The organism is Bradyrhizobium sp. SBR1B, from assembly GCF_014198205.1.
Classification (GTDB): domain Bacteria; phylum Pseudomonadota; class Alphaproteobacteria; order Rhizobiales; family Xanthobacteraceae; genus Bradyrhizobium.
Window position 1 is genome coordinate 588059 of sequence record NZ_JACIHC010000002.1, and the last position, 26543, is coordinate 614601.

Here is a 26543-nt window from a genome sequence, read left to right on the forward strand (position 1 = left end):
GTGTGGTCTCACGCCCCGATTGCATTCCGTGCCACCACGTCGCGATAGAACGCCGCGCTCAGCTTCGGCAGCCTTGCCTGGGTCTCGAAATCGACCCGGTAGAGGCCGAAGCGCTTGCCGTAGCCGAAGATCCACTCGAAATTGTCCATCAGGCTCCAGAGGAAGTAGCCGCGGATCGGCACGCCCTCGGCGGTCGCGCGCTGCATCTGGGACAGATAGTTGCGCAGGAACATGATGCGGTCGAGGTCGTAGACCTGGCCGTCGGCAGCGATCTTGTCCTCGCACGAGGTGCCGTTCTCGCTGATATAGATATTCTCGATGTTCCAGATCTTTGCCGCAAGGCGCGGCGCCCAGTAGATCACTTCGGGGCCGATCCGCAGCCATTCCGAATTCATGTGCGGGAACGAGGTGGGGAACGGCAGCACGTGGAAGCCGGGCGCGCGGTCGGAAGCCGTGACGTAATACTGCGGCGCGTAAATGTTGAGGCCGACGAAATCGTTCGGCGTGCCGATGATCTTCAGTTGCTCGGCGGTGAATTTCGGCGCATCCGCGCCGGCATAGGCCAAAAAGCCCTCGGTGTATTTGCCCTCCAGCACCACGCCGAGGAAGCCGGCGTTGAGCTCGCGCGTCGCGATCTCGGCGGCGTGGATGTTTTCCAGCGTCGCGATCGCCGGCACGCAGGCGGCGATGTTCTCGGCCGGGCCGACGCGGGTGCCGGCGCGGCCGGAGGCGCGGATCGCCTGCACGGCAAGCCCGTGCGCCAAGGCGACGTGATGGCGCGCCTGATTGAGCTGCGCGGTCGGCAGCTTGAGACCGGGCGCATCGATGCCCCAGCCATAGCCGAAATTCACGAAACGCCCGACCTCGTTCACGGTGAAGATATTCTTCACCCGATCGGTCAGACGCGCGGCGACATGCGCAGCGTAATCGGCAAAAGCCTTCGAGGTGTCGCTCGACGACCAGCCGCCGACGCGGTCCTGGAGCGCCTGCGGCAGGTCCCAATGATAGAGCGTGGCATATGGTTCGATGCCGTTCGCGAGCAGCTCGTCGACGAGACGGTCGTAGAAATCGAGCCCCTTGGGGTTGGGCTGGCCAAAGCCTTCCGGAAACACGCGCGGCCATGCGATCGAGAAACGGTAGGCCCTGACGCCGAGCGCCTTGATCAGCGCGACGTCCTCCTTGTAGCGGTGATAGTGCTCGTTGGCGCGGTCGCCGGTCGAGCCGTCCTCGATGTTGCCGGGGATGTGGCTGAAAATATCCCAGATCGACTTTCCGCGACCGTCCTCATCGACCGCGCCTTCGATCTGGTAGGACGAGGTCGCCGTGCCCCACAAAAAATCCTTCGGAAACGGCGCCGGCAGGTGGCGGTCGGTCGATGCGGACTTTTCATTCTCCGCGGCCCGGACACCTGCGGCTACGCCCAGCGCGGCGAGGCCCGTGAGCTTGGCAAAACGGCGCCGCGAGACATCGGCTGGCATCGCTATCTCCGTGCCAGCTCCAGATCGATCTGATAGACGGAAATCCGGTCGATCTCGAACGCGACGCTCGCTGGCGATTCCGCATCGACCTGACTGACGCCCGGAAAAAACTTCGACCCGATCGCCAGATTGACGATCATGTACATGGGATCATCGAAGCCGATCGGCACCTTGATGTCGGAGACCGGCCTGCGGTCGATGAAATAGACCAACCGATCCTCCTGCCACAGCACACCGTAATTGTGGAATACGCTCGAGGCGTCGCCGACCGCGAAATCGAAGCCGCAGGATTGGATCTTCTGGGTCGAGGGGATCCGCCAATGCGTCGTCATCACCAGATCTCCCGGCCGTTCGCCGCGGCCTTCCAGCACGTCGACCTCCGGCGGCCAGCCGCCGTCGTCCGCCAGCATCCAGAACGCCGGCCACACTGCGTGGCCGACCGGCACCTTGGCGCGAATTTCGAAATAGCCGTGCTTCTGGGCGAATGTGCCCTGGGTCGTCAGGATGCCCGAGATGTACTCGTTGTTGAACAGCACCGGCTTCAATTCCGGCGGGGTGCGGCTGGCGATGATCGATAGCACGCCATCCTTCACCCTGAACGGATCGAGCCCGAGCGGCGCGGCCGCGCGGCCCGCATAGCGCGGGTCGACGTAGATCTGCTGCTCGCCATTGGCGCTGGTCTTGCGCTTGAAGTCGGAGCCGTCGCCGCCCCAATATCGCGCCTCCGGCCACGCCGCGCCGCCGGCATAATGCGGGACCCAACGTCCCGTCGACAGCGGATGCTCGTCGAAATCCTCGCTGAAAGTCCGGCGCAGCGGCAGGAACACCAGCGAAGCCGGATTGACCGTATCGAGCCGGCGACACGCGATGGTGGAAGGATCGGTCGTGACTTGCAGCGACATGCTCGCCGGCGCGCCATCGAGCTCATCCTGCGCCATACAAGGCGCGGTCAGCACGCCGAGGCCGATCGTAACCAGAGTGCCCCTCGTCCAACGGTCGATCATCACCGCACTCGAAGCTGCCACGACATGCGCAGAGGTTAGCTTATCCGTCTTCGCGGGGGCAACCGCGGCATCCAGCGCCGGCGGGCGATTTGAAAACCATTTCTCGCCTCCGCTCCGGGGCCATCGGGCGCTGGGAACCCGAAGCGTCCACGCCCGTTCAGAGTCAACGCCATGCGCTCGCATGCACGTTCCATCGAGCGCGTTTGTCCGCTGCAAGATGACACAAGGGAAGACCCATGGCCGCAACCGAGAGTGATCATGTCTACAAGATCCTGGACCTCGTCGGATCGTCCGAAACCTCGATCGAGGACGCGATCAAGAACGCGATCAGCCGCGCCTCCAAGACCATCCGCGAGATGAAATGGTTCGAGGTGGTGCAGACGCGCGGCCACATCGAGAACGGCGCCGTGCGCCATTATCAGGTGACGCTGCGCGTCGGTTTCACGCTTGAGGGATGACGCGGCGGGCAGCAGACGGAACTGTCGCACTGCGGTAGCGTGGCTCCGCCGACGAGCCCTGGCGACATCGGCAATCCTTCCGGTTGATTACGGACCCCGCACAATCATCGCGGATTTTGCAATAGGCCGTTAAGGCGAAAGTGAGAGGTTTGCCCCAATTTGGAGCAAGCCCGATGGTCACCAGCCGCGAACTCGGCAAGGCGCGTCTTCCGCTCTGGGCGGCGGGCTTTGTTGCGCTGATTTGCGTGACGATCCTCGGCTTGAGCGCCTGGCGCGAATGGGAAGCTCGCAATGTCGACCTCAGGAACGCCGAGATCGACGTCGCCAACCTCGCACATTCACTGATCCAGCACGCGGACGATACGTTCGAGCTTGCCGATACGCTCCTGGTCGGGCTGGTCCACCGGCTCGAACTCGACGGAACCGGCCCCGACACCATCACAAAGCTCCAGGCCTATCTGCCGACACGCAAATCATCGGATCGCATTCGCGGCATCTTCGTCTATGACGCGACGGGCCGGTGGCTTGCCACGACCGAGCGCCTCGACTTCTCCAAGCTCAACAACAGCGACCGGGAGTATTTCCAGCGCCATCGCGCCTCCCCGGAAACGGGCACGCTGATCGGACCGCCCGTCAAGAGCCGCTCCGGGGGCCAGTGGATCATCACGGCGTCCCGTCGGATCAACGATCACGACGGCGGCTTCGCCGGCGTTGCCCTGCTCACCATCGACGTCAGCTATTTCGTCAAATTCTACGAGCGGTTCGACGTCGGGCCGAACGGCTCGGTATCGCTGCTCAACAATGGCGGCATCATGCTGGCACGCAGCCGAGACGAGAGCGGCGCCTTCGTTGGACGCGACCTGTCCAATGCGCCCTTGTTCAAAAGCTGGCAAAGCCGCCCCGCCGAAGCGGTCTATTATTTCAAGTCGCCGCTCGATGGCGTGCAGCGCCTGAGCTACTACCAGCGCAGCAGCCGCTATCCCCTGATGGTGCTGGCGAGCAAGTCCCGGGACGACGTGCTGGCTCCCTGGCGACGCGCCGCCGCCACGCGCTTCACCTTCGTCGTCGGCCTCGTCCTGCTGATCGCGGTGATCGGCTCCTACCTGGTCCGTCAGCTTTGGCAGCGGCAGCGCATGGCGCAGGCCCTGGTCGCCAAGGAGGCCAATTTCCGCCTGCTGGCCGAGCAATCCAGCGACATGGTGACCCGGATCGGGCTGGATAACCGGCTGCTCTACGTCTCTCCGTCATGCGTGCGCATCACCGGCTGGACCGCCGAGGAACTGCTGAACTCGTCGGCCCTGGCCGGCATTCACGCCGACGACATGGAACGGGTCGAGCAGGCCATCACGGCACTGAAGAACGGCGAGGCCGAGGAAGCGCGGTTCGTCTATCGCCAGCATCATCGCGAAAAAGGGGAGATCTGGGCGGAGGCGGCGCTGCACGTGACGGTGGCATCGGACAGCGGCGCGATCGACGGCGTCGTCGCGGTCGTGCGCGACATAACCGAGCAGAAGGATCTTCAGGACAAGCTCGCTTCGCTTGCGAGGACGGACGGCCTCACCGGCCTTGCCAACCGGCGCGCATTCGACGAACGCCTCACTGAGGAATGGGCGCGCGCCCGGCGCGACGGCACGCAGCTTTCGCTCCTGCTGATCGACGTCGATCATTTCAAGAAATTCAACGACCATTACGGGCATCTGGCGGGCGACGGGTGCCTGCGCGCGCTGGGCCGGATCCTGTCCGCCCAGGCCAGGCGCCCCGCCGACCTCGCGGCGCGCTACGGCGGCGAGGAATTCGCCGTGTTGTTGCCGAACACCGGCTCGGATGGCTGCGTGGAGGTCGCAGAAGCGGTCCGCCAGGCGCTGCACGATCTTGCCATGCTGCATGCGCAAAATCCGCCCTCCCGGCTGGTCACGGTCAGCGTCGGCGCCGCAACCGGGGTTCCGTCCCTGACCTCCACGGACTTCAGCACGCTGGTCGCTGCGGCTGACCGTGCGCTCTATGCCGCGAAAGACAGCGGCCGCGATCGGCTGGTGATGTCCGGACAGGTCGTGCCCTGGCCCGCGAAGACCGCGTGACGGGACCCACCGCTCACCAATTGTAGCGAACGCTGCCCTTGCCGGCGTAGCTGCGGGTGACGCTGGAGAACTCGCCTTCGAACGTGGCCGCCCCCGACCAGCCGTTCAGCCATTTCATCTCGACCGATGCCGTCGTGAGCGCGGCGTCGCGGGCCTGCGCTGCGCCGTTGACGACGAAGCTTGCGACCGGCAAAGCCTGAAAGGTTGCGGCGGCCGCACGATCGGGATTGAAATCATGCGCCCAGGCGACACGGCCGCGCAGTGCCAACACGCCGGCCAGCGTGGCGAACGACTTGTCGGTACGCAGGCCGAGCTCGCTGCGGCTGTCGGTCACGCTCTTCGCGGCGTAGTTCAAGGCGAATGCCGATGAGCCGGAGACGACGTGTTCGGCATAGGCTGGCAGGTCGAGCGTCGTGAACTGCATCGCCCCATAAGGCGTGAGGCCGATCCCGCCGATCCATGCCCCGACCAGGCGGTAGCCGCCTTCGAGACGACCGGAATACGCGTTGGCGTCGAATGCGGCGCGCAGGCGGTCTGTGCCAGCGACCGTCACGGTGCGATCGGTGGTGATGTTCTGCCAGCCATAGGCCAGCGCGGCGGAGACGTAGGCCGCGCCGTTCGCATGGTAAAGATAGGCGCCGGCCTGGAACAGGTCGGAGCGACCGGAGCCGAGACCGTTCACGCCGAAGCTGGTGCCACCGCCGGCAAGCGCGAAGCCGAGCTTCGTGTTCGGCGCGAGCCAATAGTCCGCGCCGACCGCCGTGCCGGCGATGCGGCTCGTCATGTCGTTCGAACCATCCGTCGCACGGCCGTCGGTCGATTGCGATCCGCCGAAGCCGGCAGCCCACACGCTCCAACGCCGCGCAAATCCCTGCGCCGGAGCCTTGCCGAACATGGCGAACGCGTCGGTGCGCTTGCGTGCGGCATAGGCGCTTGCCTGAACATCTTCGGCAAGTCCAGCCGCACCGTTCGCAGGATCCGGCCCGCCCTCGCGCTGCGCGAAGGGGTCGGTGAGCAGGCCCATGAACTGGCTCATCGCGCTGATCGTCGTCTGCTGCGCTGCCGTGCCTTGTTCGCCCGAGGCTTGCGTCAAGCCGGCCGCCGTCATGCTGCCATAGATCAGCGGAATGCCGCCGTTGACGTCGAAGGAATTGACCAATGCGTTCGCCACCGCCTGCTGATTGCCGTTCAGGCCGGAATTCGGCGGCGGCACGAAGGCGAGCGACAGGTTGAGATAGGCATTGTTTGCGTCGTAGCTGAGATCGGTCTTGAAGTTCGCCGGGAGATTGCTGCTGGCAACGGCCGAGGCAAAGCTACCGGAGAGACCGCCGCCCGCGCTGAGGATGGTGTATTTCTTCTCGATATAGCTGCCGGCTGCAAACACCGCGCTCACGGTAGCCCCGCCCAGCGTCGCGCTGCCCGTGACGTTCGCATGGGACGCCGTCGACGGATTGACCTGGACCTGATAGATCGCGCCCGATTGCAGGGCGAGATCGCCGACGATGCTCGTGACGCTGCCGGGCGTGCCGTTGCCGGGCGCGAACGTGCCGCCGCCGGCAATCGCCACCAACAGCGGATCGATCGTGCCCGATCCCATCAGCACGCCACCGGCATTCACGGTGACTGAAGAGGTGCCGGTGATCGTTCCTTCGACGTCGAGCACACCGCCATTCACGGCCGTGGCTCCGGTGTAGCCGTTGTTGCCGAGCAACATGGTGAAGCCGGCCGTGGTCGTCAGGCTCGCGGTCCCGCCGATGCCGTTGAGGACGCCTCCGATGGAGGTAATGGGCGCGTTCAGGTTGCCGTTGCGGATCGTGCCGCCGTTAAGGCCGACCGCGCCCTGGGTCTGCGTCGTGCCGCCCAGATCGAGTGTGGCACCGCTGTTGACCGTGGTCGTCCCGCCGACGTCGCCCAGCGTGCCGGCGCCGCTCAGGGCCAGCGTGCCGCCGTTGACGAAGGTGCCGCCGCTGTAGGTGTTGGCGCCGGACAGCGTCAGCGTGCCCAACCCCATTTTGGTCAGGGCTCCCGTGTTGATGATCTGTCCTGATAACGTCGCATTGAAGCCGTTGGTGTCGATCGTGCCGCCGCCGGCCAGCAGCGAGATTGTCCGCGCGGTGCTGAAAGCCCCCGTGAACCGCAGCGCGCCGCCGTTGAAGTTGACGTATTGCCCGAAGCTCAGTGCCGAGAGCGCGGCATCGCTGCCCGCCGCGACCGCCCCACCCGCCGCAACGATGACGTTCGGCCCGATGAAGGCGGTCCCGGCATTGCCGTTGTCCGCGATCGGCATGGTGACGGAGGAGAGGATCGTGTTGGTGGCCGTATCCATCACGTAATAGCCATGGCCTGTCGTGATGTAGGCCCGGCTGCCGTCGGGCGTCACGGTCACTCCGATGCTGAAGCCGGACAAGGTCACGCTCGCCGTGACAGTGTTCGTCACGGCATTGATCACCACGAGTTGGTTGGACTGCGTCGCCACATAGATCCGCGACCCGTCCGGGCTGGCCGCGACGCTCAGGGGCAGTCCGGAGACCGAAACCGTCGTAACCACCGATTGCGATACCGCATCGATCACCGAGACGCTGCCACTGCTTTGATTGGCCACGTAGATCCGGCTTCCGTCCGGAGACATCGTGATGCCGGAGGGGGAGCTTCCCGCCGCGACCGTGCCGATGACGGTTTTCGACGCGGCGTCGATGATCGAAATGTTCGCGGAGCCCTGGTTGGCGACATAGGCCCGGGTCCCGTCCGGCGAAACGACGACGCCGAAAGGGGCTACTCCCACCGCGATGGGTGAGCCGACCACGAGATTGGTCGCGGTGGAAATCACCGTGACCGAACCGGCCGAGGAGGACGTCACGTAGAGGCTCGAGCCATCCGGACTGAGCGCCAATCCCGCCGTCAATCCGGCGACGGGTATGGTCGCGACGACCGTCCGGCCAGCGACGTCGATGACCTCCACCGCGCCGGACATGGCAACGACATAGGCGAAGCGGCCATCGGCCGAAAACACCGCGCTGTGAGGATATGCGCTCGTTCCGATCGGGGACCCGATCGGAGCGTTGCTCAGCGTGCCGAACTCGATCACCTGCCCCGGTGTGCTGTTGATCGCGGTCCAGATGCCGTAATTGTCGATCTGCGCCCGGCTGGCGGAGGTCGAGCCGAGATACGGCAAAGCCAGGATGACGAACATGCCGCAACCTCTCACTGTCCGGCGACGACGGCAGCTGCGCGGACGTCGTTGCCAACGACCAGCGCGCAAAATTCCCATTGACCCCACGCGACAACCCCATTCCGACGGCGCAGCCCCGCATGGCGCGCTCGCATTCCAGAGACGGGAGAATCTCTAACAGGGCGGCAGACCGGACGATGTGCCCAGCGTCTCAGCGCGACAAAATCCAAGTAAACCTCTCGATGGTTGCAAATACACAATCGCACAATCTATCTCGACCTCGCTTGCGCACCGATTTCCGAATGGCTACATCCAGACCCGACATTGGCTTGCCGCCGATCTCGAGAAATCAGTTGCATGCGGTCTTCCGCATCGCGAGGGGATGTGGACGGGACTGCGTTGAACGGAAGCACGGCGGCGGACATTCCTGGGCGCGGTCCGGAGGCGCTCGCGCAGTTGCGGGCCATGACGGTCGACATTTGTGAGGTCATTCCGCGGACCGCGGAGGGCGACTTCCATGTCACTACGGTGACGAGGATGACCCGCAACGCCCTGCTGATCGACACGCGTGCCACCGACCAGGACTATGACCGCACGCCCGCGCACGTCGCCCGCGGCGTCATGGATCATTTTTCAGATCACCCTCTGCGTCGAGGGCGAGATGCAGTTCAGCTCGGGCCGGCGCGAGGTCACGCTGCGGCCCGGCGACATCGTTCTGATCGACATGGCGCAGCCAAACCGGACCGCGCTGCGCGCCGCGGGCAGCCGCACCCATCTGATGTCGATCGTGCTGCAACGCGCGATGCTGGCGCCGCGGCTCGCCCATCCGGATGCGGCGACGGCAACCCTGCTGCCGTCGGATCACCCTCATGCACGCCTGCTCGCCAGCCACTACGCCGCGCTTGCCCTGCCGTCCGAGCCCGGCACGGACACCGCGACCGGCCATGCCGAAGCCACGGTCGAGGCGATCGCCGATCTCGTGGCGGCCGCTGCCGGCGGGACGGCGGAGATCGTCGCGGGCCTCGAGCGCGCCGAGCGGCACCTCTACCTCACGATGATCAAGCGCCGCATCGCGAACAATCTCGAAACCGATGCGCTCACCAGCGAAGAGCTCTGCCGCCACTTCCAGATCTCGCGCGCGACCCTCTACCGGATGTTCGAGGCCGAGGGCGGGCTTGCGCATTATGTGCGGGAGCAGCGGCTCAATCTCGCGTTTCGGCGCTTGATATCACCATCCGCGCAGGACGGCCGTCTGATCGAGCTCGCCGTCGACATGCGCTTCAGCAGCGATTCCACCTTCATCCGCGCGTTCCGTCGCAAGTTCGGCCTGACGCCGGGCGAATTGAGGGAATTGGCCGACACGTGGCTGCGCGAGACCGGAGCGGTGCCGGCCGTCGACACGGTGCTGCATCAACTGGCGCGGCGGCGCGCATCGCAGCCCTAGCCAGCACCTGATTTGTCGCCCGCGTTCCGGCGCGATATGACTCACGCCAGGGCCGGATGTTCGGCCAATGCGCGAGCGTCGCCGTGACTGATGCCATCAAGCTTGTCCTCTTCGACATGGACAATGTCCTCTGCGACTACGACAGGGCGACGCGCGTCGCCTATCTGGCGGAGCTTGCGGGGACCAGCAGCGAAGCCGTTCACAACGCGATCTGGGACAGCGGATTCGAGCTGCTCGGCGATTCCGGCGCGCTCGAGGCCGCCGACTATTTGCGGGGCTTTGGTGAACGCATCGGCTATCCCCTCTCGCTCGATGAATGGGTGGAGGCCCGGCGTCGTTCGATGCAGGCCGATCGCGCGATGCTGGACGTTGCCGGCAGCCTGCGAAACACCGTCGATATCGCCGTCCTGACCAACAATACCACGCTGGTTGCCGACCACATCGACACGCTGCTGCCGGAATTGCGCCCGCTGTTCGGCGCCCGGATCTACACCTCGGCGCAATTCAAGACCGCCAAGCCGGACCCGCACTGCTATCGCCTCTGCCTCTCGGAGCTCGGCTTGAGGCCGCAGACCGTCCTGTTCGTCGACGATCTCGCAGCCAACGTCGCCGGCGCGCGAGAGGCGGGCTTGTTCGCGCATCAGCACACGTCCGTGGAGACCTTCAGGCAGGCTTTGTCGGAGTACGGCCTGCTTCCCTGATGAATGTGCGTAGGGTGGGCAAAGGCGCGACAGCGCCGTGCCCACGTCTTCAGAATCGTGGGCACGCTTCGCTTTGCCCACCCTACGTGTTCATCGCACTACGCCAGATGACACGCCACGAAATGCCCGCCCGCCCCTTCCTTCAGCACGGGCGCGCTTTCCGCGCAGCGCGGCTGGGCGATCGGGCAGCGGGTGTGGAAGTGACAGCCCGACGGCGGCTTCATCGGGCTCGGCACGTCGCCCTTGAGGCGGATGCGCTCGCGCTTGAGCTTTGGATCGGGCACCGGCACCGCCGACAACAACGCCCTGGTGTAGGGATGCTGCGGGTTGCGGTAGAGATCGCTCGCTTTCGCCAGCTCGACGATCCGGCCGAGATACATCACCGCGACGCGGTCGGAGATGTGCTCGACCACCGAGAGGTCGTGCGCGACGAAGAGATAGGTGAGGTTCAACTCGGCCTGGAGGTCTTCCAGCAGATTGATGACCTGGGCCTGGATCGACACGTCGAGCGCCGAGACCGGCTCGTCGCAGACGATCAGCTTCGGCTCGACCGCGAGCGCGCGCGCGATCACGATGCGCTGGCGCTGGCCGCCGGAGAATTCGTGCGGATAGCGCCGCATGTGCTCGGCCTTGAGCCCGACCTTGACCAGCAGGCCCGCGACGCGCTCCTCGCGCTCCTTGGCGGAGGTCGCAAGGTTATGGATGGTGAAGGCCTCGCCGAGGATCGCGCCGACCGTCATGCGCGGATTGAGCGAGGCGAACGGATCCTGGAACACCAGCTGCATGTTGCGCCGCATCGCGCGCAGATCGTTGCCGCCGAGGCTGCGCACGTCCTGGCCGTCGAAAGTGACCTCACCGTCGGTCGGCTCGATCAGGCGCAGCACGCAGCGTCCCGTCGTCGACTTGCCGCAGCCGGATTCACCGACGAGACCGAGCGTCTCGCCGCGATTGACCGAGAACGACACGCCGTCGACCGCATAGACGGTGCCAACCTGGCGCGACAGCAGGCCACCGAGCACGGGGAAATGCTTCTTCAGATTGGAGACTTGCAGCAAGGGTTCGCTCATGCCGCACCTCCCAGATTTGTATCGCCGAGATGACAGGCCATGCGATGGCCGGGTGCGATCTCGCGCAGCAGCGGCTCCTTCTCGGTGCAGACGTTCATGGCGAACTTGCAGCGTGGCGCAAAGCGGCAGCCGACCGGCGGATTGATCAGGATCGGCACCGAGCCGCCGATCGCCTCGAGCCGCGTCTTGTGCTCGCTGTCGAGATCGATGCGCGGGATCGAGCGAATCAACCCTTGCGTATAGGGATGGCCGGGATTGCCGAAGAGATCATCGACCGGCGCTTCTTCGACCACCTTGCCGGCATACATCACGACGACGCGCTGCGCGGTTTCGGCGACGACGCCCATGGCATGGGTGATCAGCATCACCGCCATGCCGAAGCGCTCCTTCATGTCCTGGAGCAGGTCCAGGATCTGGGCCTGGATGGTCACGTCGAGCGCGGTGGTGGGCTCGTCGGCGATGATCAGCTTCGGCTTGCAGGCGAGCGCCATCGCGATCATCACTCGCTGGCGCATGCCACCGGAGAACTGGTGCGGATAATTGTGCACGCGGCCTTCGGCGTTGGGGATCTGCACCAGCTTCAGCATCTCGATGGTGCGATCGAGCGCCTGCTTCCTGGTCACGGCCTCGTGGCGGCGCAGGCTCTCGGCGATCTGCTCGCCGACGGTGAGCACCGGGTTGAGCGAGGTCATCGGCTCCTGGAAGATGAAGCCGATCTCCTTGGCCCTGATCTCGTCGAGCTCGTTGCTGGTCAGCGGCACGAGATCGCGACCCTCGAAGATGATCTGACCCGCCGCGATGCGGCCCGGCGGCATCGCGATCAGCTTCAGGATCGACATCGCGGTGACGGTCTTGCCGCAGCCGGATTCGCCGACCACGCAGAGCGTCTCGCCCCGGTTGATGGAGATGTCGACGCCGTCGACGGCCTGGAGGATGCCGTCGTCCGTGGAGAAGTGGGTCTTCAGTCCCTTGATCTCGAGCAGCGGCGCCATCAGATCACCCGTCGCGCATCGAGTGCGTCACGCAGGCCGTCGCCGATGAAGTTGATGGCGACCACCGCGATGAAGATCGCGCCACCCGGAAACAGCGCCCAGTGCGGGCCGATATCGAGAAAGTCCTTTGCGTCATACAGCAGCCGGCCCCAGGTCGGCGTGTCGGGCGGGAAGCCGAGGCCGAGGAAGGACAGCGTCGATTCCGCGATGATGGCGGCGGCGACGTCGATGGTGCCGGCGATGATCACCGGACCGAGCGCATTGGGCAGGATGTGACGTACCACCTGCCGCACCGGGCTCGCCCCGAGCGCCCGCGCGGCCTCGACGAACTCCTTCTCGCGGATCGACAGGAACTGGGCGCGCACGAGCCGCGCCACCGGCATCCAGCGCAGGCCGCCGATCACGAGCACGATCAGGATGAAGATACCGCCCTCCGGACCGAACGCGGCCTTCAGACCGTCGCGGAAGAGATAGATCAGCAGCAGCAGCAGCGGCAATTGCGGCAGCGACAGGAACAGATCGGTCAGCCACATCAGCCCGTGGCCGAGCGCACCGCGCGACATGCCGGCGAGCGCGCCGATCAGCACACCGACGAAGACCGAGACCAGCATCGCGGCGAGGCCGACCGCGAGCGAGATGCGCCCGCCATAGATCATGCGGGCGAGGATGTCCTGCCCGAGATCGTCGGTGCCGAAGGGATGCGCCGGCGAGGGCCCCTGCATGCCTGCGACGATGTCGATGTCGTCGATCTTGACGCGCCAGATGAAGGGGCCGAGCACCACCGCCAGGATCAGAACGAGCAGCAGGAACGCGCTGACCACGGCAAGCTTGTGGCGGCTGTAGCGCCGCCACGTCTCGCGCCAGGGCGAGTAGACGCGCCGCTCAGCGGAGGGAGATGCGAGGGTCAAGCCAGCCATAAAGCACGTCCGCGATGAGATTGAACAGCACGACCAGACACGCAAAGACGAAGGTGACGGCCATCACCACCGGCGTGTCGTTGGAAAGGATGGAGGAGATCAGCAGCGAGCCGATGCCCGGAATACGGAAGATCTGCTCGGTGACGATGGCGCCGCCGAACACCGCGGGCATTTGCAGCGCGATCAACGTCACGACCGGAATCATGGCGTTGCGCATGACATGCTTGACGATGACCTTGGCCTGCCCGAGCCCCTTGGCGCGGGCGGTGGTGACATAGTCGAGCCGGATCACATCCAGCATCGCCGAGCGCACGAAACGCGTCATCGACGCCGCCTGGAACAGGCCGAGCACCGCCACCGGCATGATCGCCTGACGGATCATCTCCAGCACCCAGTGGATGCCGGTGCCCTTGATGTCGGTGGTGTAGACGAAAGGCAGCCAGTCCAGCGTGACCGAGAAGATCAGGATGAACAGGATGCCGGTGAAGAAGGTCGGCAGCGAGAAGCCGACGAACGCGAGTGTGTTGGCGATCTGGTCGAACAGCGAATAGGGCTTCGTGGCGGCATAGACGCCGACCGGAATCGCGATCAGCAGCGCCAGGATCTGCGCCGAGCCGATCACGTAGAGCGTGGCCGGCAGGCGCTGCAGGATGAGCGTGTCGACGTTCATCCGGCTGACGAAGGAGAAGCCCCAGTCGCCGTGCAGCATGGCGTTGAGCCAGTGCAGGTAACGAAGGTGGATCGGATCGTCGAGGCCGAACTTGGCCCGGAACGCCGCCTGTACCTCGGGCGGCACGTTCGGGTTGGTCGCCAGCTCGGAGAACGGATCGCCGGGCGCGAGCGCGAGCACGACGAACAGCACGACCGAGATTCCGAGCAGGCTCGGAATCGCGATCATCAGGCGACGCAGGACGTATTGGCTCATGAGGGAAGGCCCCGTCTAGAGTTGGGGGATCATTCCTCGCGGTACCAGTCGAACAGATTGTCCGTTTCGTTGGCCCAGCCGGACACGACCGGGCGCAGATTGTTGGCCGCTGCCTCGACCTTGAGGCGATGCTGCACCGGGATGAACACGGTGTCCTGGTACATCAGGTCGTTGGCCTTGATGTAGAGCGCGGCGCGCTTGACCGGATCCATCTCGCCGTCCGCAGCCTGGATGGTTGCGTCATATTCCTTGTTGACCCAGCGCGGGAAGTTGGTGCCCTGCCACTTGTTCTCCTTGGTGGCGACGAGGGTCGAGAGATAGCGACGCATGTGCTGCGACGGATCGGGCTGGCTCAGCGGGATCTGGAACATCTCCATGTCGGCGTAGAATTTGGAATAGGTATCGGGATTGCCGACATCGGACGAGAAGAACACGGAGGCGACGACCGATTTCAATTCGACGTCGATGCCCGCCTTCTGGCAGGCCTGCTTGACGATTGCCTGGGTCTTCTGGCGCGGACCGTTGATCGAGGTCTGGTAGAGCAGCTTCAGCTTCTTGCCGTCCTTCTCGCGGATGCCGTCGGCGCCCGGCTTCCAGCCGGCCTCGTCGAGGATCTTCGAGGCCTTCTCGATGCTGAACTCCCACGAGGTGTTCTTGGAGACGAACTTTTCGGGACCGTTGAGGAAGTTGGCCGTGGTGCGGCCGGCGCGACCATAGATCGCCTTCTTGACCGACTCGCGATCGATCAGCAGCGAGAGCGCCTTGCGCACCGCCGGATCCGAGAACAGCGGGTGCTTGGTCTTGATCGAGGAGCGTTCGCCATCGACCTCGGTGTTGGGATCGGTGAAGTTCAGCGCGATGAACTCGGTGTCGCCACCGACCGCATAGACGGTCTTGCCCTTGCCGCCCTTCTCCAGGCGCAACAGCACGTCGTCCTCGACCTGGATGTTCCAGCCGAAATCGTATTCGCCGGTCTGGATCACCGCCCGCGCGGCCGAGACGGCGTCGCCGCCGCCCTTCATCTCGACCGAGTCGAAATAGGGGCGGCTCGGCATGTGATAATCGGGGTTGAGCACGCCGCGGACGAGGTCGCCCGGCTTGAACTCGACGAACTTGTAGGGGCCGGTACCGACCGGCGAGAGGTTGGTCGGCGCCTCCCGCGATTTGGACCCCATATAGTCCTTGAACAGATGTTTCGGGATAATGGTGTTGGGCGCACCGACGAAGGCGTCGGCCCAGAACGGCGTCGGCTTGTTGAAGAGGATGCGGACCGTGAGGTCATCCACTTTCTCCACCGTGATGTCGCGGAGCGTCGCGATCGTCAGCGCGGAGGTCGCGGGATCCTTGGCGTATTCCCAGTTGAATACGACGTCGTCGGCAGTGAACGGCGCGCCGTCATGCCATTTAACGCCGGGCTTGAGCTTCCAGGTCACCGACTTGCCGTCGGCGGCCAGGCCGCCGTTCTGGATCGAGGGAATTTCGGCGGCGAGAACCAGCTTCATGTTGCCGTCGGGATCCCAACAGGCCAGCGGCTCGTAGAACAAGCGCGCACCGTCCTGGTCCTTGGTGCCGGTGGCGAAATGCGGATTGAGCAAGGTCGGGCCCTGCCACCACAGCAGCTTCAGCGCACCACCGCCGCCACGCTTGGTCGGCTTGTAGGTCGAGGCGCCCTCGGCCATGGCGACGCCGCCGAGCGCGAGGATCTGGTTGGCCAGCGGGGCAGTGAGACCGACCGCGGCCATGCGCGTGATGAAGGCGCGGCGATCCATCCGTCCGTCCTTCACCTGGCCGATCATCGAACGCAGTTCTTTATCCAGCATGGTTGTCCCCCGTCTGGTTCCCATCGTGATGAAGACGGCCGTCAGAGGCGGCCGCCCAATTAGCTGGCAGTAGATGGCACACCGAATGGGGGGCGCGTCAACTGGGACCGTGTGTATGCAAACGGTCTTCTGGCTGTCTGTTGGGCAAAACTGTGTTCTGCAGCCCATCCGTTCGGCAATCCAGCATCAAAACATGCTGGATTGCACGCTGCACTGCGGAAAATTTGTTCGCAGGATCAGACGAAGTGTGGAGGCGAAATTCTACGCGACGGACATGTCGAGCGGCGGCTCGACGTGATCCGGCAGCGGACAGACATACGGCGTCTTGGCCGTTCGCTTCTTCAAGTCGGCCTTGGCCGCCTTGATCAGTTCCGGATCTGTCAGCGCCTTGATGCCGAGACCGGCCATCGCCTTGGCGGCCTGCACCATGGCCTTGTGGGCATGCGGGCTCTTGCCCTGCGCCACCACCTGCCAGGTGTGGAACGGCGTGCCGATTGCAACCGTGGGGGCGTGAACCTGCACGGTCGGCACCACCCAGCTGACGTCGCCGACGTCGGTCGAGCCGACCAGCGGGTTGCGCTTGGCATCGAGCGGCACCAAGAAGTCGGCCAGCGGCCGATCGGTCTGCTCCATGCCGATCGCGTAAAAGACCGACGCGATATCCTTGTCGCTCAAGGTCGCGCGGATCTGGCTGGCAAAGCCCTTGTCGGCATCGTCGAAATGCGGCGGTCCGAGCTCTTCCATGACCCGGTGCAGCGCCTGCTCCAGCGGCGTGTTCGGCAGGATGTTGGAGACCGCGGAGATGATCTTCATCTCGACCTTGGTCTCGGTCATCAGCGCCGCGCCCTCGGCGATCTTGCTCACACGTCCGACCAGCTCGTTCATGCCGGGAAGGTCACGGGCGCGGATCGAATAGCGCACCCGCGCATGGGCCTGGACCACGTTCGGCGCAATGCCGCCGGTGTCGAGCAGCGCGTAATGCACCCGCGCATCGCTCGGCATGTGCTCGCGCATGTAGTTCACGCCGACATTCATCAACTCCACCGCATCGAGCGCGGAGCGGCCGAGATGCGGCGAGGCCGCGGCATGCGAGGTGCGACCGGTGAAGATGAAATCCGCGCGCGTGTTGGCGAGCGACGGCGTCACCGCGACCTCCCAGAAGCTGTGCGGATGCCAGGTGATGGCGATGTCGGCGTCCTCGAACGCGCCGGAGCGCACCATGAAGGCCTTTGCGGCGCCGCCTTCTTCAGCCGGACAGCCATAATAGCGCACGCGACCTGGCACCTTGTTTTCGGCAAGCCAGTCCTTCACCGCGGTCGCGGCGAGCAGCGCGGCGGAACCGAGCAGATTGTGACCACAGCCATGGCCGTGCCCACCGGCTTCGATCGGACGATGCTCGGCGACACCCGCTTCCTGGCTGAGACCGGGAAGGGCGTCATATTCGCCCATGAATGCGATGACCGGACCGCCCTCGCCCCACTCGCCCATCACTGCGGTCGGAATGCCGGCGACGTTCTCGGTGATGCGGAAACCCTGATGACGCAGCTCGGCGAGATGCTCGGCGGCGGACCGCGCCTCGGTGTAGCACACCTCGGGCATGCCCCAGACCTTGTCGCTGAGGTCGATGAAACGCCCCTTGATCGTGTCGACGCCACGCCAGATATCGCTGCGGTTGTCCATTGCTTCGGTCCGTGATCCCTTGGTCAAACGAAGCGGCAATGGTTAGCAGCTTCATGGTACGGCGCCTAGCACCTCGCCGGACACCAGCCATGCGGCGCATGCCGGATTGAGGGGTGCCTACCGCTCGTGCACAAGGTGTTTCCGTGCCTTTCAAAGATTTCACGCGGCGCTCTCACGAATAATTGGGAACGAGGCTTTCAAGACGGCCTGCCCCGGCCTAAATTATGCGGGCTTCGCGCGTCGCTCTGCAGCAATCACGGAGCGATGCACTCAGCCAGGAGAACTCCATGCCCGCTTTGACCGAATGGAGAGTGCCGCCGGCCAATCAGCCGCGTGCGGGCGACTACGGTTTCGATCTCGACCGCGCGCTCGCATCCGTCGTTGGCCTGCACGCCATCGTCCCGCCGGACGCCTTCAGCGCCGAGACGCTGGGCACCGAACGCGCCGGCAACGGCGTCGTGATCGATCACGGACTGGTGCTCACCATCGGCTATCTCATCACCGAGGCGGAATCGGTGTGGCTGCACCTCGGCGATGGGCGGGTGGTCGAAGGCCATGCGCTCGGTTTCGATTCCGAAACCGGCTTCGGCCTGGTGCAAGCCCTCGGTGAGCTCGACGTCGAACCGTTGCCGCTCGGCAGCTCGGCAGAAACCGGGATCGGCGACCGCGTCGTGGTCGGCGGCGCCGGCGGTCGCACGCGCTCGGTCGCCAGCCAGATCGTGGCCAAGCAGGAATTCGCCGGCTATTGGGAATATCTGCTGGACGAAGCCGTCTTCACCTATCCCGCGCATCCGAACTGGGGCGGCACGGCGCTGCTCAACGAGCGCGGCGAGCTGATCGGCATCGGCTCGCTTCAGCTGGAGCGGGAGCGCGACGGCAAGGCCGAGCATGTCAACATGGTCGTGCCGATCGACCTCTTGAAGCCGATCCTGGACGATCTGCGCAAGTTCGGTCGCGTCAACAAGCCGGCGCGCCCCTGGCTCGGGCTCTACTCGACCGAGATCGACAACCGCTTGGTCGTGATCGGGATCTCCCCCAACGGCCCTGCCGCGCGCGCCGAGCTCAAGACCGACGACATCATCCTCGCCGTGAACGGGGACAAGGTCACGAGCCAGACCGCCTTCTACAAGAAGATGTGGGCGCTCGGCACCGCCGGCGTCGACGTGCCGCTGACCGTGTACCACCAAGGCGTCACCTTCGACGTCACGGTGACCTCCACCGATCGCTTCAAGCTCTTGAAGGCACCGAAGCTGCATTGATCCCACGCTGAAGGAAGCCGCGATGAGCGAGGCCGTGATCGACGACATCGTGGCCGTGCTGCCGCCGCTGCTCAATGCGCTGGAAGCACTCGGCTTCTTCCAACGCCATCTGCATCCGCCGGCGTTCGCTACCGTGATGAACGCGATCGGCGCACCGGATGAGGCGCTGCAAGCGGCACACGCGGCTATTGGAAAGTGGCCAGAGCAGTTCGCGGGCCTCCGCGAGCGGCTCGATTGCGCCTGCGGCGAGACGCTCGCCGCCTTTGCCGGGATCCGCGAGGTGGAGCGCGGCAATGGCGATCTCATCGCTGTCTTCCGCGCGCTGCGCCACGTGCCGCGCGCGCAGGAGGCGCTTTATCCCCTGGCGATGCAATTTCCTCCCGTAAGCAGCTTCTTCCTCAACACCGCCAATCGCGAAAATGCGGATCTGTTGTCGCGGCTCGACGTCGGCGCGAGCGAAAATACTGGCATCTTCCACGATCACAACGAACCCGGCAGCCGCGGCGGCTTCTCGGTCTATGTGCCTGAGGACTATACGCCCGAGCGTGCCATGCCGCTGGTGATGGCGCTGCATGGCGGCAGCGGCAACGGACGCGGTTTCCTGTGGAGCTGGTTGCGCGACGCCCGCAGCCTTGGCACGATTCTGGTGGCGCCAACCGCGACCGGTCCGACCTGGGCGCTGATGGGCGATGATGCCGATACGCCTAACCTCATGCGTATCCTCGAAACCGTGCGCAGCCGCTGGAGCATCGACGCCTCGCGCATGCTGCTGACCGGCATGAGCGACGGCGGCACCTTCAGTTACGTCAGCGGCCTCGACGGCGCCTCGCCTTTCACCCATCTGGCGCCGGTCTCGGCAACCTTCCATCCGCTGATGGCGGAGATGGCCGACGCCGCGCGCCTGCAGGGGCTGCCCATCTTCATCACCCACGGCAAGCTCGACTGGATGTTTCCGGTGCAGACCGCGCGCCAGACCCAGGCCGCGCTCGCAACGGCCGGGGCTGATGTCACCTATCGCGAGATCGACGACCTCAGCCACACCTATCCGCGCGAGATCAACGCGGAGCTGGTGCAGTGGCTGAACGCGGGGTGAACAACCCGTCCTTATCCGCGCCGCACTGCCGCGGAACCATCGCTCCGGGCCGACGTTATTGCTGGCCCACCGGAGGTTCGCAAATGCAGACTTTTTTCGGAATGATCCTTGGCGCGCTGCTGCTTGCCGGCGGCGTGTATGTCTATGACTCCATGCAGACCTCGTCCGTCGCCAATGGCGAGGTCGCGACCACCAATCGCACCATCGTGAACTGGGATGTCGCGAAGGCGGATTGGGATGCGCTGCGCGACCGCGCGCACAAGGACTGGGTCCGGATCTCGTCGAAGTAATAACGCCCATCATGAACGAGGCGCCGTCGCGAGCTCCGCGGCGGCGCCTTTGCGTTGGCTACCGCCGATGCGCCTCAGTTCATCTTGGCCTTGCGCGCATCGGCGATGACCTGCTCGAACTCGGTCATGCTGAGCACGCCGGGGACGCGGTACTTGCCGACGATGAAAGACGGGGTGCCGCTGAAACCGAAGGCTTCGGCCTGCTCGTTGTTGCGCTTGAGCAGGGCGTCGATATCGCTGCCATGGCCGGCGAGATCGCGCTTCAGGCGATCCATGTCGAGGCCGGCGGCGGCAAGCAGCTCGTTGATGCGCGGCTCGGTCAGGCGCGAGCTGACGCCCATCAAGGCATCATGGGCCTGATGGTATTTGTCCTGGAATTTTGCCGCGAGAGCGGTCCGCGCCGCGGTGACGGAGACCGGCCCGAGGATCGGCCAATCCTTCATCACCAGCCGCACCTTGCCGTCGTCCTGAACGACCTGGCGCAGCTCGGGCTCGAGCTTGCGGCAATAGGGGCAATTGTAGTCGGACCATTCGACGATCGTGACGTTACCGTTGGAATTGCCGGCGACGGGCGTGTCGGGATCGCGCAGCACCTTGGCTTCGGTCAGCACCTCGTTGTCGTCGGTCGCCGCGCGCGCCGAGGCGCCCGTCAGTGCGAGGGCGCCCGCCCCGATCAACGTCAACGCCGCGCGCCGCGTCGGCGCAAGGCCCTTAGTCTCAAATCCAGCCATATCTCGTCCCGTTTCGGTCCCATCTCCCTGAATACGGTCGGGACCGGGAATTGTTACTCGTCATATAGAGTGTCGCGACGGCGATGTCATCGCACCAGCAGCGTGACCGTCAGGCTATGCGCCGGACGCACTCGCCGCGGGTGGCGCTGCAATGCGCGGCAGCATCGCCATCAACGTGCCGGTCATCGTTGCAATCAGCGTGGTCTTGCCCTCGTGCTCGGCAAACGCCCTGGCCTCGCAGAACGTCAGCGTGCGGCCGGGCTTGACGACCTCGGCCTTGAAGACGAAGCGCTCGCCTTTAGCCGGAGCCAGCAGCGTGGTCTTGAACTCGACGGTAAGGATATCAGCCTCGCGCGGCATCAGGGTGAAGGCGGCAACGCCGCAGGCGTTGTCCAGCCCGGCGGTGATGATGCCGGCATGAACAAACCCGTTCTGCTGGGTGAAGGCCGCGGAATGCAGCATCGCCAGCTCGGCCTCGCCCGGTGCGAGGCGGACGATCACGATGCCGAGCGTGTGCATCGCCGGCTGGCCGTCGAACATGGCGATGGCCGCCGCCCGATAGCCCGGGTTCTTCGGCTCGAACGCAGCCATGGCTCAGGCCTCGGCCGGCTCGGCGAGATGCCGAAGAGCGATCTCGCGGACGGCATCCGTGAACGGCGCCGATTTGCGCTGGGTTCGATCCATGTGCACGCCGGTGATCTCGCAAATCGCCGCGATCTCGCCGGTCTCGGCATTCGTCATGTCGTGCCGGAAGCGGATCAACTTTTCGCGCACCTCGAGCAGATGGCTACGGATCTCGACGATGTCGCCGGCGAGCAGCTCGCGCCTGTAGGCGATGTTCTGCTGCACGGCGGCCATGCCGCGGCCGGAGGAACGCAAATAGCTCGGCGTGAGGCCGAGGCGGGCGAATAGATTCCAGTTGGCTTCGTCGAATTTGCCGACATACCACATGATGTTCATGTGGCCGACATGGTCGCATTGCCACGGATAGACCGTGCCGCGATAGGTCGCCTCCTGCTCCATCGCCATTTTCCGCCCTCGTTGTTTATTGATTGATACGGTAGCGTATCAGGCACGAGACGCGTTAGCAATACGGCACCGTATCAAGAGTTCGAGAGGCTTCATTCATGAGCGACGGCAAGGGCGATGTCTGGGTCGAGGCGGGGTTTGCCGAGCTCGCCCGCGCGGGGGTCGAGGGTGTCAGGGTCGAGGTGCTTGCCAAGAATCTCGGCGTCACCAAGGGCGGCTTCTACCGCCGCTTCGCCGACCGCGCCGCGCTGCTCGATGCCATGCTGCAACATTGGCGCGAGGGGCGGGCCGCGTCGATCGCGCAGCAGACGCGCCTCGATGGTCAACCGCCCCGCGAACGGCTGAAGGCGGTGATCCAGCTCTACTCCGAGCGGCTCAATCCGGAAGCCATGGCGATCGAGCTCGCGATCCGGCAATGGGCCCGCTCCGACGAGAGCGCCGCGGCGGCCGTGGCGAGCGTGGACGCAGCGCGGCTCAAGCACGTGGCCGAGCTCTATCGCGCGACCGGGCTTGCACCCGAGGAGGCCGAGGCGCAGGCCTTCCTGTTCTATTGCTTCATCTTCGGCCAGAGCCTGTTGTTCGTCGAGCGCGGCCCGCGCAAGCGGTCGCAACTGGTGGCGAAATCGGCCGAAAAGCTGCTCAACTAGAGCATGATCCGGACCCGAAGGGCCGCGTGAGCGCAAAGTGTGCAGCGGTTTTCCGAAAGATAATGCTCCAACTCAAAATCAAGTGAAAAGGCCGGAGCGGTGCTCCGGCCTTCGTATCGATTCGAAGCTCAGGCAGCGCCCTTCAGCTTCTTGTTGCATTCGCTGTAGTAGCCGCCGCCCTTCTGGATCCACTTCATGCCGCCGTTGCCGTTGGTGGTCTTGTTGGCGTTGTACTGGTCGACGCAGGTGTGCAGGCGCCCCTTGCCCGGGGTCTCCTTGGCATATTTCGGATCGATCGCGTTCGGATAGATCGCAGGTCCCGCCGGCAGGGTCGGCGCGGCGGCGGGGGCCGCCTCCTTCTTGGCCTGCTTCGGCTCGGCGGGCGCAGCCGCGGTCGGTGCAGGAGCAGCCGGTGCTGCAGCAGCCGGCGTTGCATCCGCGCCGCACTGGGCCTTGCGGAAGTCATTCCACTTCATGGTGCCGAGCGAGCCGTCCTTCTTGGCCGCCTGGTATTTGGCGCTGCACTCCTGCGACGTCAGCGCCTGCGCCGGCGCCGATACCGAGAGCACAGCAAATCCCGACAACGCAATCGCGCACAGCATTTTTGATTGAATGGTCATCCTTAGGTCTCCTCCTTGGTCTTCCCCCGAGGGGAAGTGAAACAAGAATTGCTATCCTAGCGTGCCGGCCATTTGCGACAAGGAAGCGATGGCTCCCGGCCGCCAAAATATAGTAACGGCGCCGTTCAGATTATTCATGTCGCGTTCAGCAATGCGAGCCGACGTTCGCAGCCCTTCGCAATTCTCGCAAGATGAGTGCAACACCATGACCCTCGCCTCTCGCCTCGCCGCCGTCGCCCTCGCCTCCCTGCTCGCCGGCGGCACTGCCTTCGCGCAGACCGCCGCGCCGGCTGCCAAGACCGAACCTGCCGCCACCGCCGACAAGAAAGCCCCGAAGGAGCGCTCGGCGGAGTCGCTCGAATGCTCCAAGCAGGCCGACGCCAAGGGCCTGCACGGCAAGGAGCGCAAGAAATTCCGCTCCGAATGCATCAAGACCGCCAAGGCGGGCGCCGCCGCGCCGGCTGCCGACAAGAAGTAGCCCCGACACGATCTTCCGCGAGCTTCCAGCGAGAGGCGCGCGCATTGCGGCATGACGAGCCTGCAATTGTGCGCCTCTCGCTGATTTGCGATAAGGTGGCGTGAAGCAAATTGCCGCCTCCCTGTCGTTTGAATGGCCGAGCCGTGCCAAGATCCTGAGCACGGCGGAGACGCTCGTCATCGGCACCGCCGGCGGCCTTGTGTTTCTCCTCGCCGGCCTTCCCGGCGGGCTGATCTCCGGCTCGATGATCGCGGTCGGGATCGCCGCGATCGCCGGGCGCCAGCTCGCGCTGCCGCCGCTCCTGACCCAGACCGTGCTGGTGCTGCTCGGCATTTCGCTGGGCTCGGTGGTCTCGCGCCATCTGCTTCAGCAGGTCGGCGCATATCCCCTCACCATCGGGCTGCTTGCGCTCGCGACCTTCTGCTCGACCTTCGGCTCGAGCTATTACCTCCAGCGCATCCATGGCTGGGACCGCACCTCGGCCTTCCTGGCCGGCAGCCCCGGCGCGCTGTCGCAGATCACGATCCTGGCGGTCGAGCGCGGCGCCGACCTGCCGGGAATCGCGGTGGTGCAGACCATGCGCGTCATCATCCTCACCGCGGCCCTGCCGATGGTGCTCGCGTTTGCGGGCGTCGCCCCCTCCACCGCGCCGTCGCTGGCGACGACGATCGCCTCGCCGCTCGATCTCGTCGAGCTGGCCGCGGCGTCGCTGGCCATGGCGCTGGTCCTTCGCCTGATCAGGTTTCCCGCGAGCTGGATGTTCGGCGCCATGATCGCCTCCAGCGTGCTGCATGGCGCCGGCTGGGTCGAGGGCGGCCTGCCGGACTGGGTGCGCGGCGTGGCGCTGGTCGGGATCGGCGCGCTGATCGGCAGCCGCTTCGCGCGGATGCGGATCAAGACGCTGGCCGGCCACCTCAACGCGGCGCTGGGCTCGTTCACGGTCGCAATCGCCGTCTCCGCCATCTTCGTCGGCATCGTGGCGCTGACCACCCAGGTCAGATTCTCCGACGCCGTCGTCGCCTTCGCGCCGGGCGCGATGGATGCCATGCTGGCGCTGGCGCTGACGCTGCACATCGACCCGATCTTCGTCGGGGCCCACCATTTGTCGCGTTTCGTGTTCGTGACGATCGCAACGCCGGGCATCGTGCATCTGTTCGGGCGTACGCAGGACGATGTGGATGATTAACGGCGCGCGGTGCGCCTCGCGAACTCCGCTCTCGTAGGGTGGGCAAAGGCGCATAGCGCCGTGCCCACGTTCTCTTTCGACCTTATCACTACGAGATGGTGGGCACGGCGCGCGAAGGGCGCGCCTTTGCCCACCCTACGGCAGCCTGCCTGCCCACCTACGGCAGCTGACCTAGCCTCTCGCCGTCTTCGCAAATCCCCACGCGGCAATCGCGGCCATGAGCAGCGAGATCAGGACGTTGTAGCCGGCGAGCGAGAGGCCGAGGAAGCGCCACTGCACCTCGTCGCAACGCACCACCTTCACGGTGTCGAGCTTTGAGAACAGATCGCCGGCATTGCCGAGATTGACGACGGGACCGCTGCAATCGGTCGGCCCCTTCCAGAACCCCCATTCAACGCCGGAATGGTAGGTGCCGAGACCGGCATTGGCGAGCGTTGCCAGCGCGAGGATCGCCAGCCCCGCCAGCAGCAGTGGCCGCGGCGCGCCGCTCCGCGCCGCCAGCGCCGTGAGCGCACCGAGCGGAATCGCGAGATAATAGGCGTAGCGCTGCTCCAGGCAGAGCGGACAGGGCAGGATCTCCAGCACGAGCTGGAAGAACCAGGCGCCCGCGATGGTCGCGGCTGCAATCAGCGTGACGAGCAGCGAGGCCGTCAGCGCAGCGCCGCTCGCAGCCGGCTTGAACGCAGCAGGTATGGCGGCACTCTGGGTCGTCACGGCAGCCTCTTTCCGGTAGGTCGCGCTCCTAAGCCTCTAGACCCGCTCCATGCGGCTGTCGAGAACGGCTGACATCACTTTGGCGCGGGTTGACCCCGCTTTGTCCATGGCTATAGTCCGCCGGCTTCGCGACGCTCCCTGCAAGGGCCGACCGAGGGCCCCTGTGGCGGAACTGGTAGACGCGCTCGACTCAAAATCGAGTTCCGCAAGGAGTGCTGGTTCGATTCCGGCCAGGGGCACCAGCCTTCGCTGCTTCGCAGCTACGGCTCGGCAAGCCGGGCGCAGCCATATCCATGCGAAGCGGCGAAGGCTGTCGCGCCGAAGCCTTGGCGAAGGCGGACTGGCTCAACACACTCGCTCTCCCCCCTCCCTAGCCATCCCCTCATCTCCACTGTATAAACCGGTAGCTTCTTCCGTAACTCGAAGGAGCTCATATGAACGACCTGCACGCGTGGCTTTCGCAGCAACACCACGGTTTGCGGACCTTCCAGACCTTTCAGCAGAAGCTCGAGACGCTCGGCCAGCACGATCCCGCCCAGCGCGGCCTGTGCCGCCTGCTCAGCGGCGTCATCGGCAGCTATGTCGAGGCCTTTGACGAGGCCCCGCTGCCGGTCGACACTGCCGAGGACGCCTATCGGCGCCTGCTGACGCTGGTCGAAAGCCTCGATCTGCACGGAAACGCCGCTCGCCGGCTCGCCGACATCAACCGCGTGGCGACCTGCGAGTTGTGGCGGTGATCGTCAGGACCAGCGTGCCCACTTCA

At 65.2% G+C, this 26543-nt stretch carries 25 protein-coding genes and 1 tRNA gene; 12 read left to right on the forward strand and 14 right to left on the reverse strand.

Annotated elements, in window-relative coordinates; all coding sequences use genetic code 11:
* Window positions 1-8 precede the first annotated feature (8 nt).
* Together GGD61_RS07470 and GGD61_RS07475 are read right to left on the reverse strand one after the other, a co-directional pair.
* Window positions 9-1478 carry a GH1 family beta-glucosidase gene (locus GGD61_RS07470; RefSeq protein WP_092255711.1) on the reverse strand — a complete coding sequence of 490 codons (1470 nt, stop codon included), beginning with the start codon at window positions 1476-1478 and terminating at the stop codon, window positions 9-11.
* A gap of 2 nt (window positions 1479-1480) precedes the next feature.
* Window positions 1481-2482, reverse strand: coding sequence for a family 16 glycosylhydrolase (locus GGD61_RS07475; RefSeq protein ID WP_092255714.1), 1002 nt, complete (start codon window positions 2480-2482; stop codon window positions 1481-1483).
* A 236-nt stretch (window positions 2483-2718) separates the two neighbouring features.
* On the opposite strand from GGD61_RS07475, the gene GGD61_RS07480 reads away from it, so the two are divergent.
* Complete coding sequence (locus GGD61_RS07480) at window positions 2719-2940, forward strand: dodecin (protein ID WP_018316283.1); 222 nt, start codon at window positions 2719-2721, stop codon at window positions 2938-2940.
* A gap of 173 nt (window positions 2941-3113) precedes the next feature.
* Window positions 3114-5018 (forward strand): sensor domain-containing diguanylate cyclase, encoded by a 1905-nt coding sequence (locus GGD61_RS07485; protein WP_183230468.1) that lies wholly within the window; start codon window positions 3114-3116, stop codon window positions 5016-5018.
* Window positions 5019-5031: 13 nt separating this feature from the next.
* Here the strand turns inward: GGD61_RS07485 and GGD61_RS07490 are convergent, their stop codons facing one another.
* A complete protein-coding gene (locus GGD61_RS07490) occupies window positions 5032-8208 on the reverse strand; it encodes an autotransporter domain-containing protein (RefSeq protein ID WP_177237075.1) in 3177 nt (1058 codons plus the stop codon).
* Window positions 8209-8773: 565 nt separating this feature from the next.
* Here GGD61_RS07490 and GGD61_RS07495 point away from each other — a divergent pair.
* Both GGD61_RS07495 and GGD61_RS07500 read left to right on the forward strand, forming a co-directional pair.
* A complete protein-coding gene (locus GGD61_RS07495) occupies window positions 8774-9631 on the forward strand; it encodes a helix-turn-helix domain-containing protein (protein ID WP_246785887.1) in 858 nt (285 codons plus the stop codon).
* 56 nt (window positions 9632-9687) lie between these two features.
* Window positions 9688-10332 (forward strand): HAD family phosphatase, encoded by a 645-nt coding sequence (locus GGD61_RS07500; protein ID WP_092255722.1) that lies wholly within the window; start codon window positions 9688-9690, stop codon window positions 10330-10332.
* Between the two features lie 98 nt (window positions 10333-10430).
* On the opposite strand, the gene GGD61_RS07505 is transcribed toward GGD61_RS07500, so the two are convergent.
* The 6 genes from GGD61_RS07505 to GGD61_RS07530 all read right to left on the reverse strand — a co-directional run bounded on the left by GGD61_RS07505 (window position 10431) and on the right by GGD61_RS07530 (window position 17733).
* A complete protein-coding gene (locus tag GGD61_RS07505) occupies window positions 10431-11399 on the reverse strand; it encodes an ABC transporter ATP-binding protein (RefSeq protein ID WP_018316287.1) in 969 nt (322 codons plus the stop codon).
* A complete protein-coding gene (locus tag GGD61_RS07510) occupies window positions 11396-12391 on the reverse strand; it encodes an ABC transporter ATP-binding protein (protein WP_092255726.1) in 996 nt (331 codons plus the stop codon). The genes GGD61_RS07505 and GGD61_RS07510 overlap by 4 nt, the downstream gene beginning before the upstream one ends.
* Window positions 12391-13308, reverse strand: a complete 918-nt coding sequence (locus tag GGD61_RS07515; RefSeq protein ID WP_018316289.1) for an ABC transporter permease — start codon at window positions 13306-13308, stop codon at window positions 12391-12393. Before GGD61_RS07515 ends, GGD61_RS07510 begins: the two co-directional genes overlap by 1 nt.
* Window positions 13274-14233 (reverse strand): ABC transporter permease, encoded by a 960-nt coding sequence (locus tag GGD61_RS07520; RefSeq protein ID WP_183230469.1) that lies wholly within the window; start codon window positions 14231-14233, stop codon window positions 13274-13276. Before GGD61_RS07520 ends, GGD61_RS07515 begins: the two co-directional genes overlap by 35 nt.
* A gap of 29 nt (window positions 14234-14262) precedes the next feature.
* A complete protein-coding gene (locus GGD61_RS07525) occupies window positions 14263-16053 on the reverse strand; it encodes a peptide ABC transporter substrate-binding protein (protein ID WP_092255729.1) in 1791 nt (596 codons plus the stop codon).
* A 261-nt stretch (window positions 16054-16314) separates the two neighbouring features.
* The gene (locus GGD61_RS07530; RefSeq protein WP_092255732.1) at window positions 16315-17733 is read right to left on the reverse strand and encodes a M20 family metallopeptidase; all 1419 of its coding nucleotides are present in this window, start codon (window positions 17731-17733) and stop codon (window positions 16315-16317) included.
* 287 nt (window positions 17734-18020) lie between these two features.
* Here GGD61_RS07530 and GGD61_RS07535 point away from each other — a divergent pair, with 287 nt between their 5' ends.
* From GGD61_RS07535 to GGD61_RS07545, 3 genes are all read left to right on the forward strand, one after another.
* The gene (locus GGD61_RS07535; RefSeq protein ID WP_092255980.1) at window positions 18021-18992 is read left to right on the forward strand and encodes a S1C family serine protease; all 972 of its coding nucleotides are present in this window, start codon (window positions 18021-18023) and stop codon (window positions 18990-18992) included.
* A 22-nt stretch (window positions 18993-19014) separates the two neighbouring features.
* Window positions 19015-20085: a phospholipase gene (locus GGD61_RS07540; protein WP_183230470.1), complete on the forward strand. Its 1071-nt coding sequence runs from the start codon at window positions 19015-19017 to the stop codon at window positions 20083-20085.
* An 83-nt stretch (window positions 20086-20168) separates the two neighbouring features.
* The gene (locus tag GGD61_RS07545; protein ID WP_018316294.1) at window positions 20169-20375 is read left to right on the forward strand and encodes a hypothetical protein; all 207 of its coding nucleotides are present in this window, start codon (window positions 20169-20171) and stop codon (window positions 20373-20375) included.
* 74 nt (window positions 20376-20449) lie between these two features.
* On the opposite strand, the gene GGD61_RS07550 is transcribed toward GGD61_RS07545, so the two are convergent.
* The 3 genes from GGD61_RS07550 to GGD61_RS07560 all read right to left on the reverse strand — a co-directional run bounded on the left by GGD61_RS07550 (window position 20450) and on the right by GGD61_RS07560 (window position 22129).
* Complete coding sequence (locus GGD61_RS07550) at window positions 20450-21106, reverse strand: DsbA family protein (protein ID WP_177237076.1); 657 nt, start codon at window positions 21104-21106, stop codon at window positions 20450-20452.
* Window positions 21107-21220: 114 nt separating this feature from the next.
* Window positions 21221-21697, reverse strand: coding sequence for a PaaI family thioesterase (locus tag GGD61_RS07555; protein ID WP_092255741.1), 477 nt, complete (start codon window positions 21695-21697; stop codon window positions 21221-21223).
* Between the two features lie 3 nt (window positions 21698-21700).
* A complete protein-coding gene (locus tag GGD61_RS07560; protein ID WP_092255983.1) occupies window positions 21701-22129 on the reverse strand; it encodes a thioesterase family protein in 429 nt (142 codons plus the stop codon).
* 104 nt (window positions 22130-22233) lie between these two features.
* Here GGD61_RS07560 and GGD61_RS07565 point away from each other — a divergent pair, with 104 nt between their 5' ends.
* Window positions 22234-22782, forward strand: coding sequence for a TetR/AcrR family transcriptional regulator (locus GGD61_RS07565; RefSeq protein WP_092255744.1), 549 nt, complete (start codon window positions 22234-22236; stop codon window positions 22780-22782).
* Between the two features lie 128 nt (window positions 22783-22910).
* Here GGD61_RS07565 and GGD61_RS07570 read toward each other — a convergent pair whose 3' ends face one another.
* Window positions 22911-23402: a hypothetical protein gene (locus GGD61_RS07570; RefSeq protein WP_092255747.1), complete on the reverse strand. Its 492-nt coding sequence runs from the start codon at window positions 23400-23402 to the stop codon at window positions 22911-22913.
* 205 nt (window positions 23403-23607) lie between these two features.
* On the opposite strand from GGD61_RS07570, the gene GGD61_RS07575 reads away from it, so the two are divergent.
* Together GGD61_RS07575 and GGD61_RS07580 are read left to right on the forward strand one after the other, a co-directional pair.
* Window positions 23608-23880, forward strand: coding sequence for a PsiF family protein (locus GGD61_RS07575; protein ID WP_092255749.1), 273 nt, complete (start codon window positions 23608-23610; stop codon window positions 23878-23880).
* A gap of 100 nt (window positions 23881-23980) precedes the next feature.
* Window positions 23981-25066, forward strand: a complete 1086-nt coding sequence (locus tag GGD61_RS07580) for an AbrB family transcriptional regulator (RefSeq protein WP_092255752.1) — start codon at window positions 23981-23983, stop codon at window positions 25064-25066.
* A gap of 171 nt (window positions 25067-25237) precedes the next feature.
* Here GGD61_RS07580 and GGD61_RS07585 read toward each other — a convergent pair whose 3' ends face one another.
* Complete coding sequence (locus GGD61_RS07585) at window positions 25238-25780, reverse strand: disulfide bond formation protein B (protein ID WP_092255755.1); 543 nt, start codon at window positions 25778-25780, stop codon at window positions 25238-25240.
* Window positions 25781-25937: 157 nt separating this feature from the next.
* On the opposite strand from GGD61_RS07585, the gene GGD61_RS07590 reads away from it, so the two are divergent.
* A tRNA-Leu gene (locus tag GGD61_RS07590) sits at window positions 25938-26022 on the forward strand.
* A gap of 192 nt (window positions 26023-26214) precedes the next feature.
* Window positions 26215-26517 carry a hypothetical protein gene (locus tag GGD61_RS07595; protein ID WP_092255758.1) on the forward strand — a complete coding sequence of 101 codons (303 nt, stop codon included), beginning with the start codon at window positions 26215-26217 and terminating at the stop codon, window positions 26515-26517.
* The last annotated feature ends 26 nt before the right edge of the window (window positions 26518-26543 follow it).

What these genes read in the sequence shown, in the direction of transcription:
- GGD61_RS07490 (WP_177237075.1), bottom strand. Translation starts at nt 8,208, where the DNA reads ATGTTCGTCATCCTGGCTTTGCCGTATCTCGGCTCGACCTCCGCCAGC.
- GGD61_RS07550 (WP_177237076.1), bottom strand. Translation starts at nt 21,106, where the DNA reads ATGGCTGGATTTGAGACTAAGGGCCTTGCGCCGACGCGGCGCGCGGCG.
- GGD61_RS07555 (WP_092255741.1), bottom strand. Translation starts at nt 21,697, where the DNA reads ATGGCTGCGTTCGAGCCGAAGAACCCGGGCTATCGGGCGGCGGCCATC.
- GGD61_RS07540 (WP_183230470.1), top strand. Translation starts at nt 19,015, where the DNA reads ATGAGCGAGGCCGTGATCGACGACATCGTGGCCGTGCTGCCGCCGCTG.
- GGD61_RS07575 (WP_092255749.1), top strand. Translation starts at nt 23,608, where the DNA reads ATGACCCTCGCCTCTCGCCTCGCCGCCGTCGCCCTCGCCTCCCTGCTC.
- GGD61_RS07545 (WP_018316294.1), top strand. Translation starts at nt 20,169, where the DNA reads ATGCAGACTTTTTTCGGAATGATCCTTGGCGCGCTGCTGCTTGCCGGC.
- GGD61_RS07510 (WP_092255726.1), bottom strand. Translation starts at nt 12,391, where the DNA reads ATGGCGCCGCTGCTCGAGATCAAGGGACTGAAGACCCACTTCTCCACG.
- GGD61_RS07485 (WP_183230468.1), top strand. Translation starts at nt 3,114, where the DNA reads ATGGTCACCAGCCGCGAACTCGGCAAGGCGCGTCTTCCGCTCTGGGCG.
- GGD61_RS07535 (WP_092255980.1), top strand. Translation starts at nt 18,021, where the DNA reads ATGCCCGCTTTGACCGAATGGAGAGTGCCGCCGGCCAATCAGCCGCGT.
- GGD61_RS07475 (WP_092255714.1), bottom strand. Translation starts at nt 2,482, where the DNA reads ATGATCGACCGTTGGACGAGGGGCACTCTGGTTACGATCGGCCTCGGC.
- GGD61_RS07570 (WP_092255747.1), bottom strand. Translation starts at nt 23,402, where the DNA reads ATGACCATTCAATCAAAAATGCTGTGCGCGATTGCGTTGTCGGGATTT.
- GGD61_RS07560 (WP_092255983.1), bottom strand. Translation starts at nt 22,129, where the DNA reads ATGGAGCAGGAGGCGACCTATCGCGGCACGGTCTATCCGTGGCAATGC.
- GGD61_RS07515 (WP_018316289.1), bottom strand. Translation starts at nt 13,308, where the DNA reads ATGGCTGGCTTGACCCTCGCATCTCCCTCCGCTGAGCGGCGCGTCTAC.
- GGD61_RS07530 (WP_092255732.1), bottom strand. Translation starts at nt 17,733, where the DNA reads ATGGACAACCGCAGCGATATCTGGCGTGGCGTCGACACGATCAAGGGG.
- GGD61_RS07525 (WP_092255729.1), bottom strand. Translation starts at nt 16,053, where the DNA reads ATGCTGGATAAAGAACTGCGTTCGATGATCGGCCAGGTGAAGGACGGA.
- GGD61_RS07470 (WP_092255711.1), bottom strand. Translation starts at nt 1,478, where the DNA reads ATGCCAGCCGATGTCTCGCGGCGCCGTTTTGCCAAGCTCACGGGCCTC.
- GGD61_RS07595 (WP_092255758.1), top strand. Translation starts at nt 26,215, where the DNA reads ATGAACGACCTGCACGCGTGGCTTTCGCAGCAACACCACGGTTTGCGG.
- GGD61_RS07505 (WP_018316287.1), bottom strand. Translation starts at nt 11,399, where the DNA reads ATGAGCGAACCCTTGCTGCAAGTCTCCAATCTGAAGAAGCATTTCCCC.
- GGD61_RS07565 (WP_092255744.1), top strand. Translation starts at nt 22,234, where the DNA reads ATGAGCGACGGCAAGGGCGATGTCTGGGTCGAGGCGGGGTTTGCCGAG.
- GGD61_RS07500 (WP_092255722.1), top strand. Translation starts at nt 9,688, where the DNA reads ATGTTCGGCCAATGCGCGAGCGTCGCCGTGACTGATGCCATCAAGCTT.
- GGD61_RS07480 (WP_018316283.1), top strand. Translation starts at nt 2,719, where the DNA reads ATGGCCGCAACCGAGAGTGATCATGTCTACAAGATCCTGGACCTCGTC.
- GGD61_RS07520 (WP_183230469.1), bottom strand. Translation starts at nt 14,233, where the DNA reads ATGAGCCAATACGTCCTGCGTCGCCTGATGATCGCGATTCCGAGCCTG.
- GGD61_RS07495 (WP_246785887.1), top strand. Translation starts at nt 8,774, where the DNA reads ATGACCGCACGCCCGCGCACGTCGCCCGCGGCGTCATGGATCATTTTT.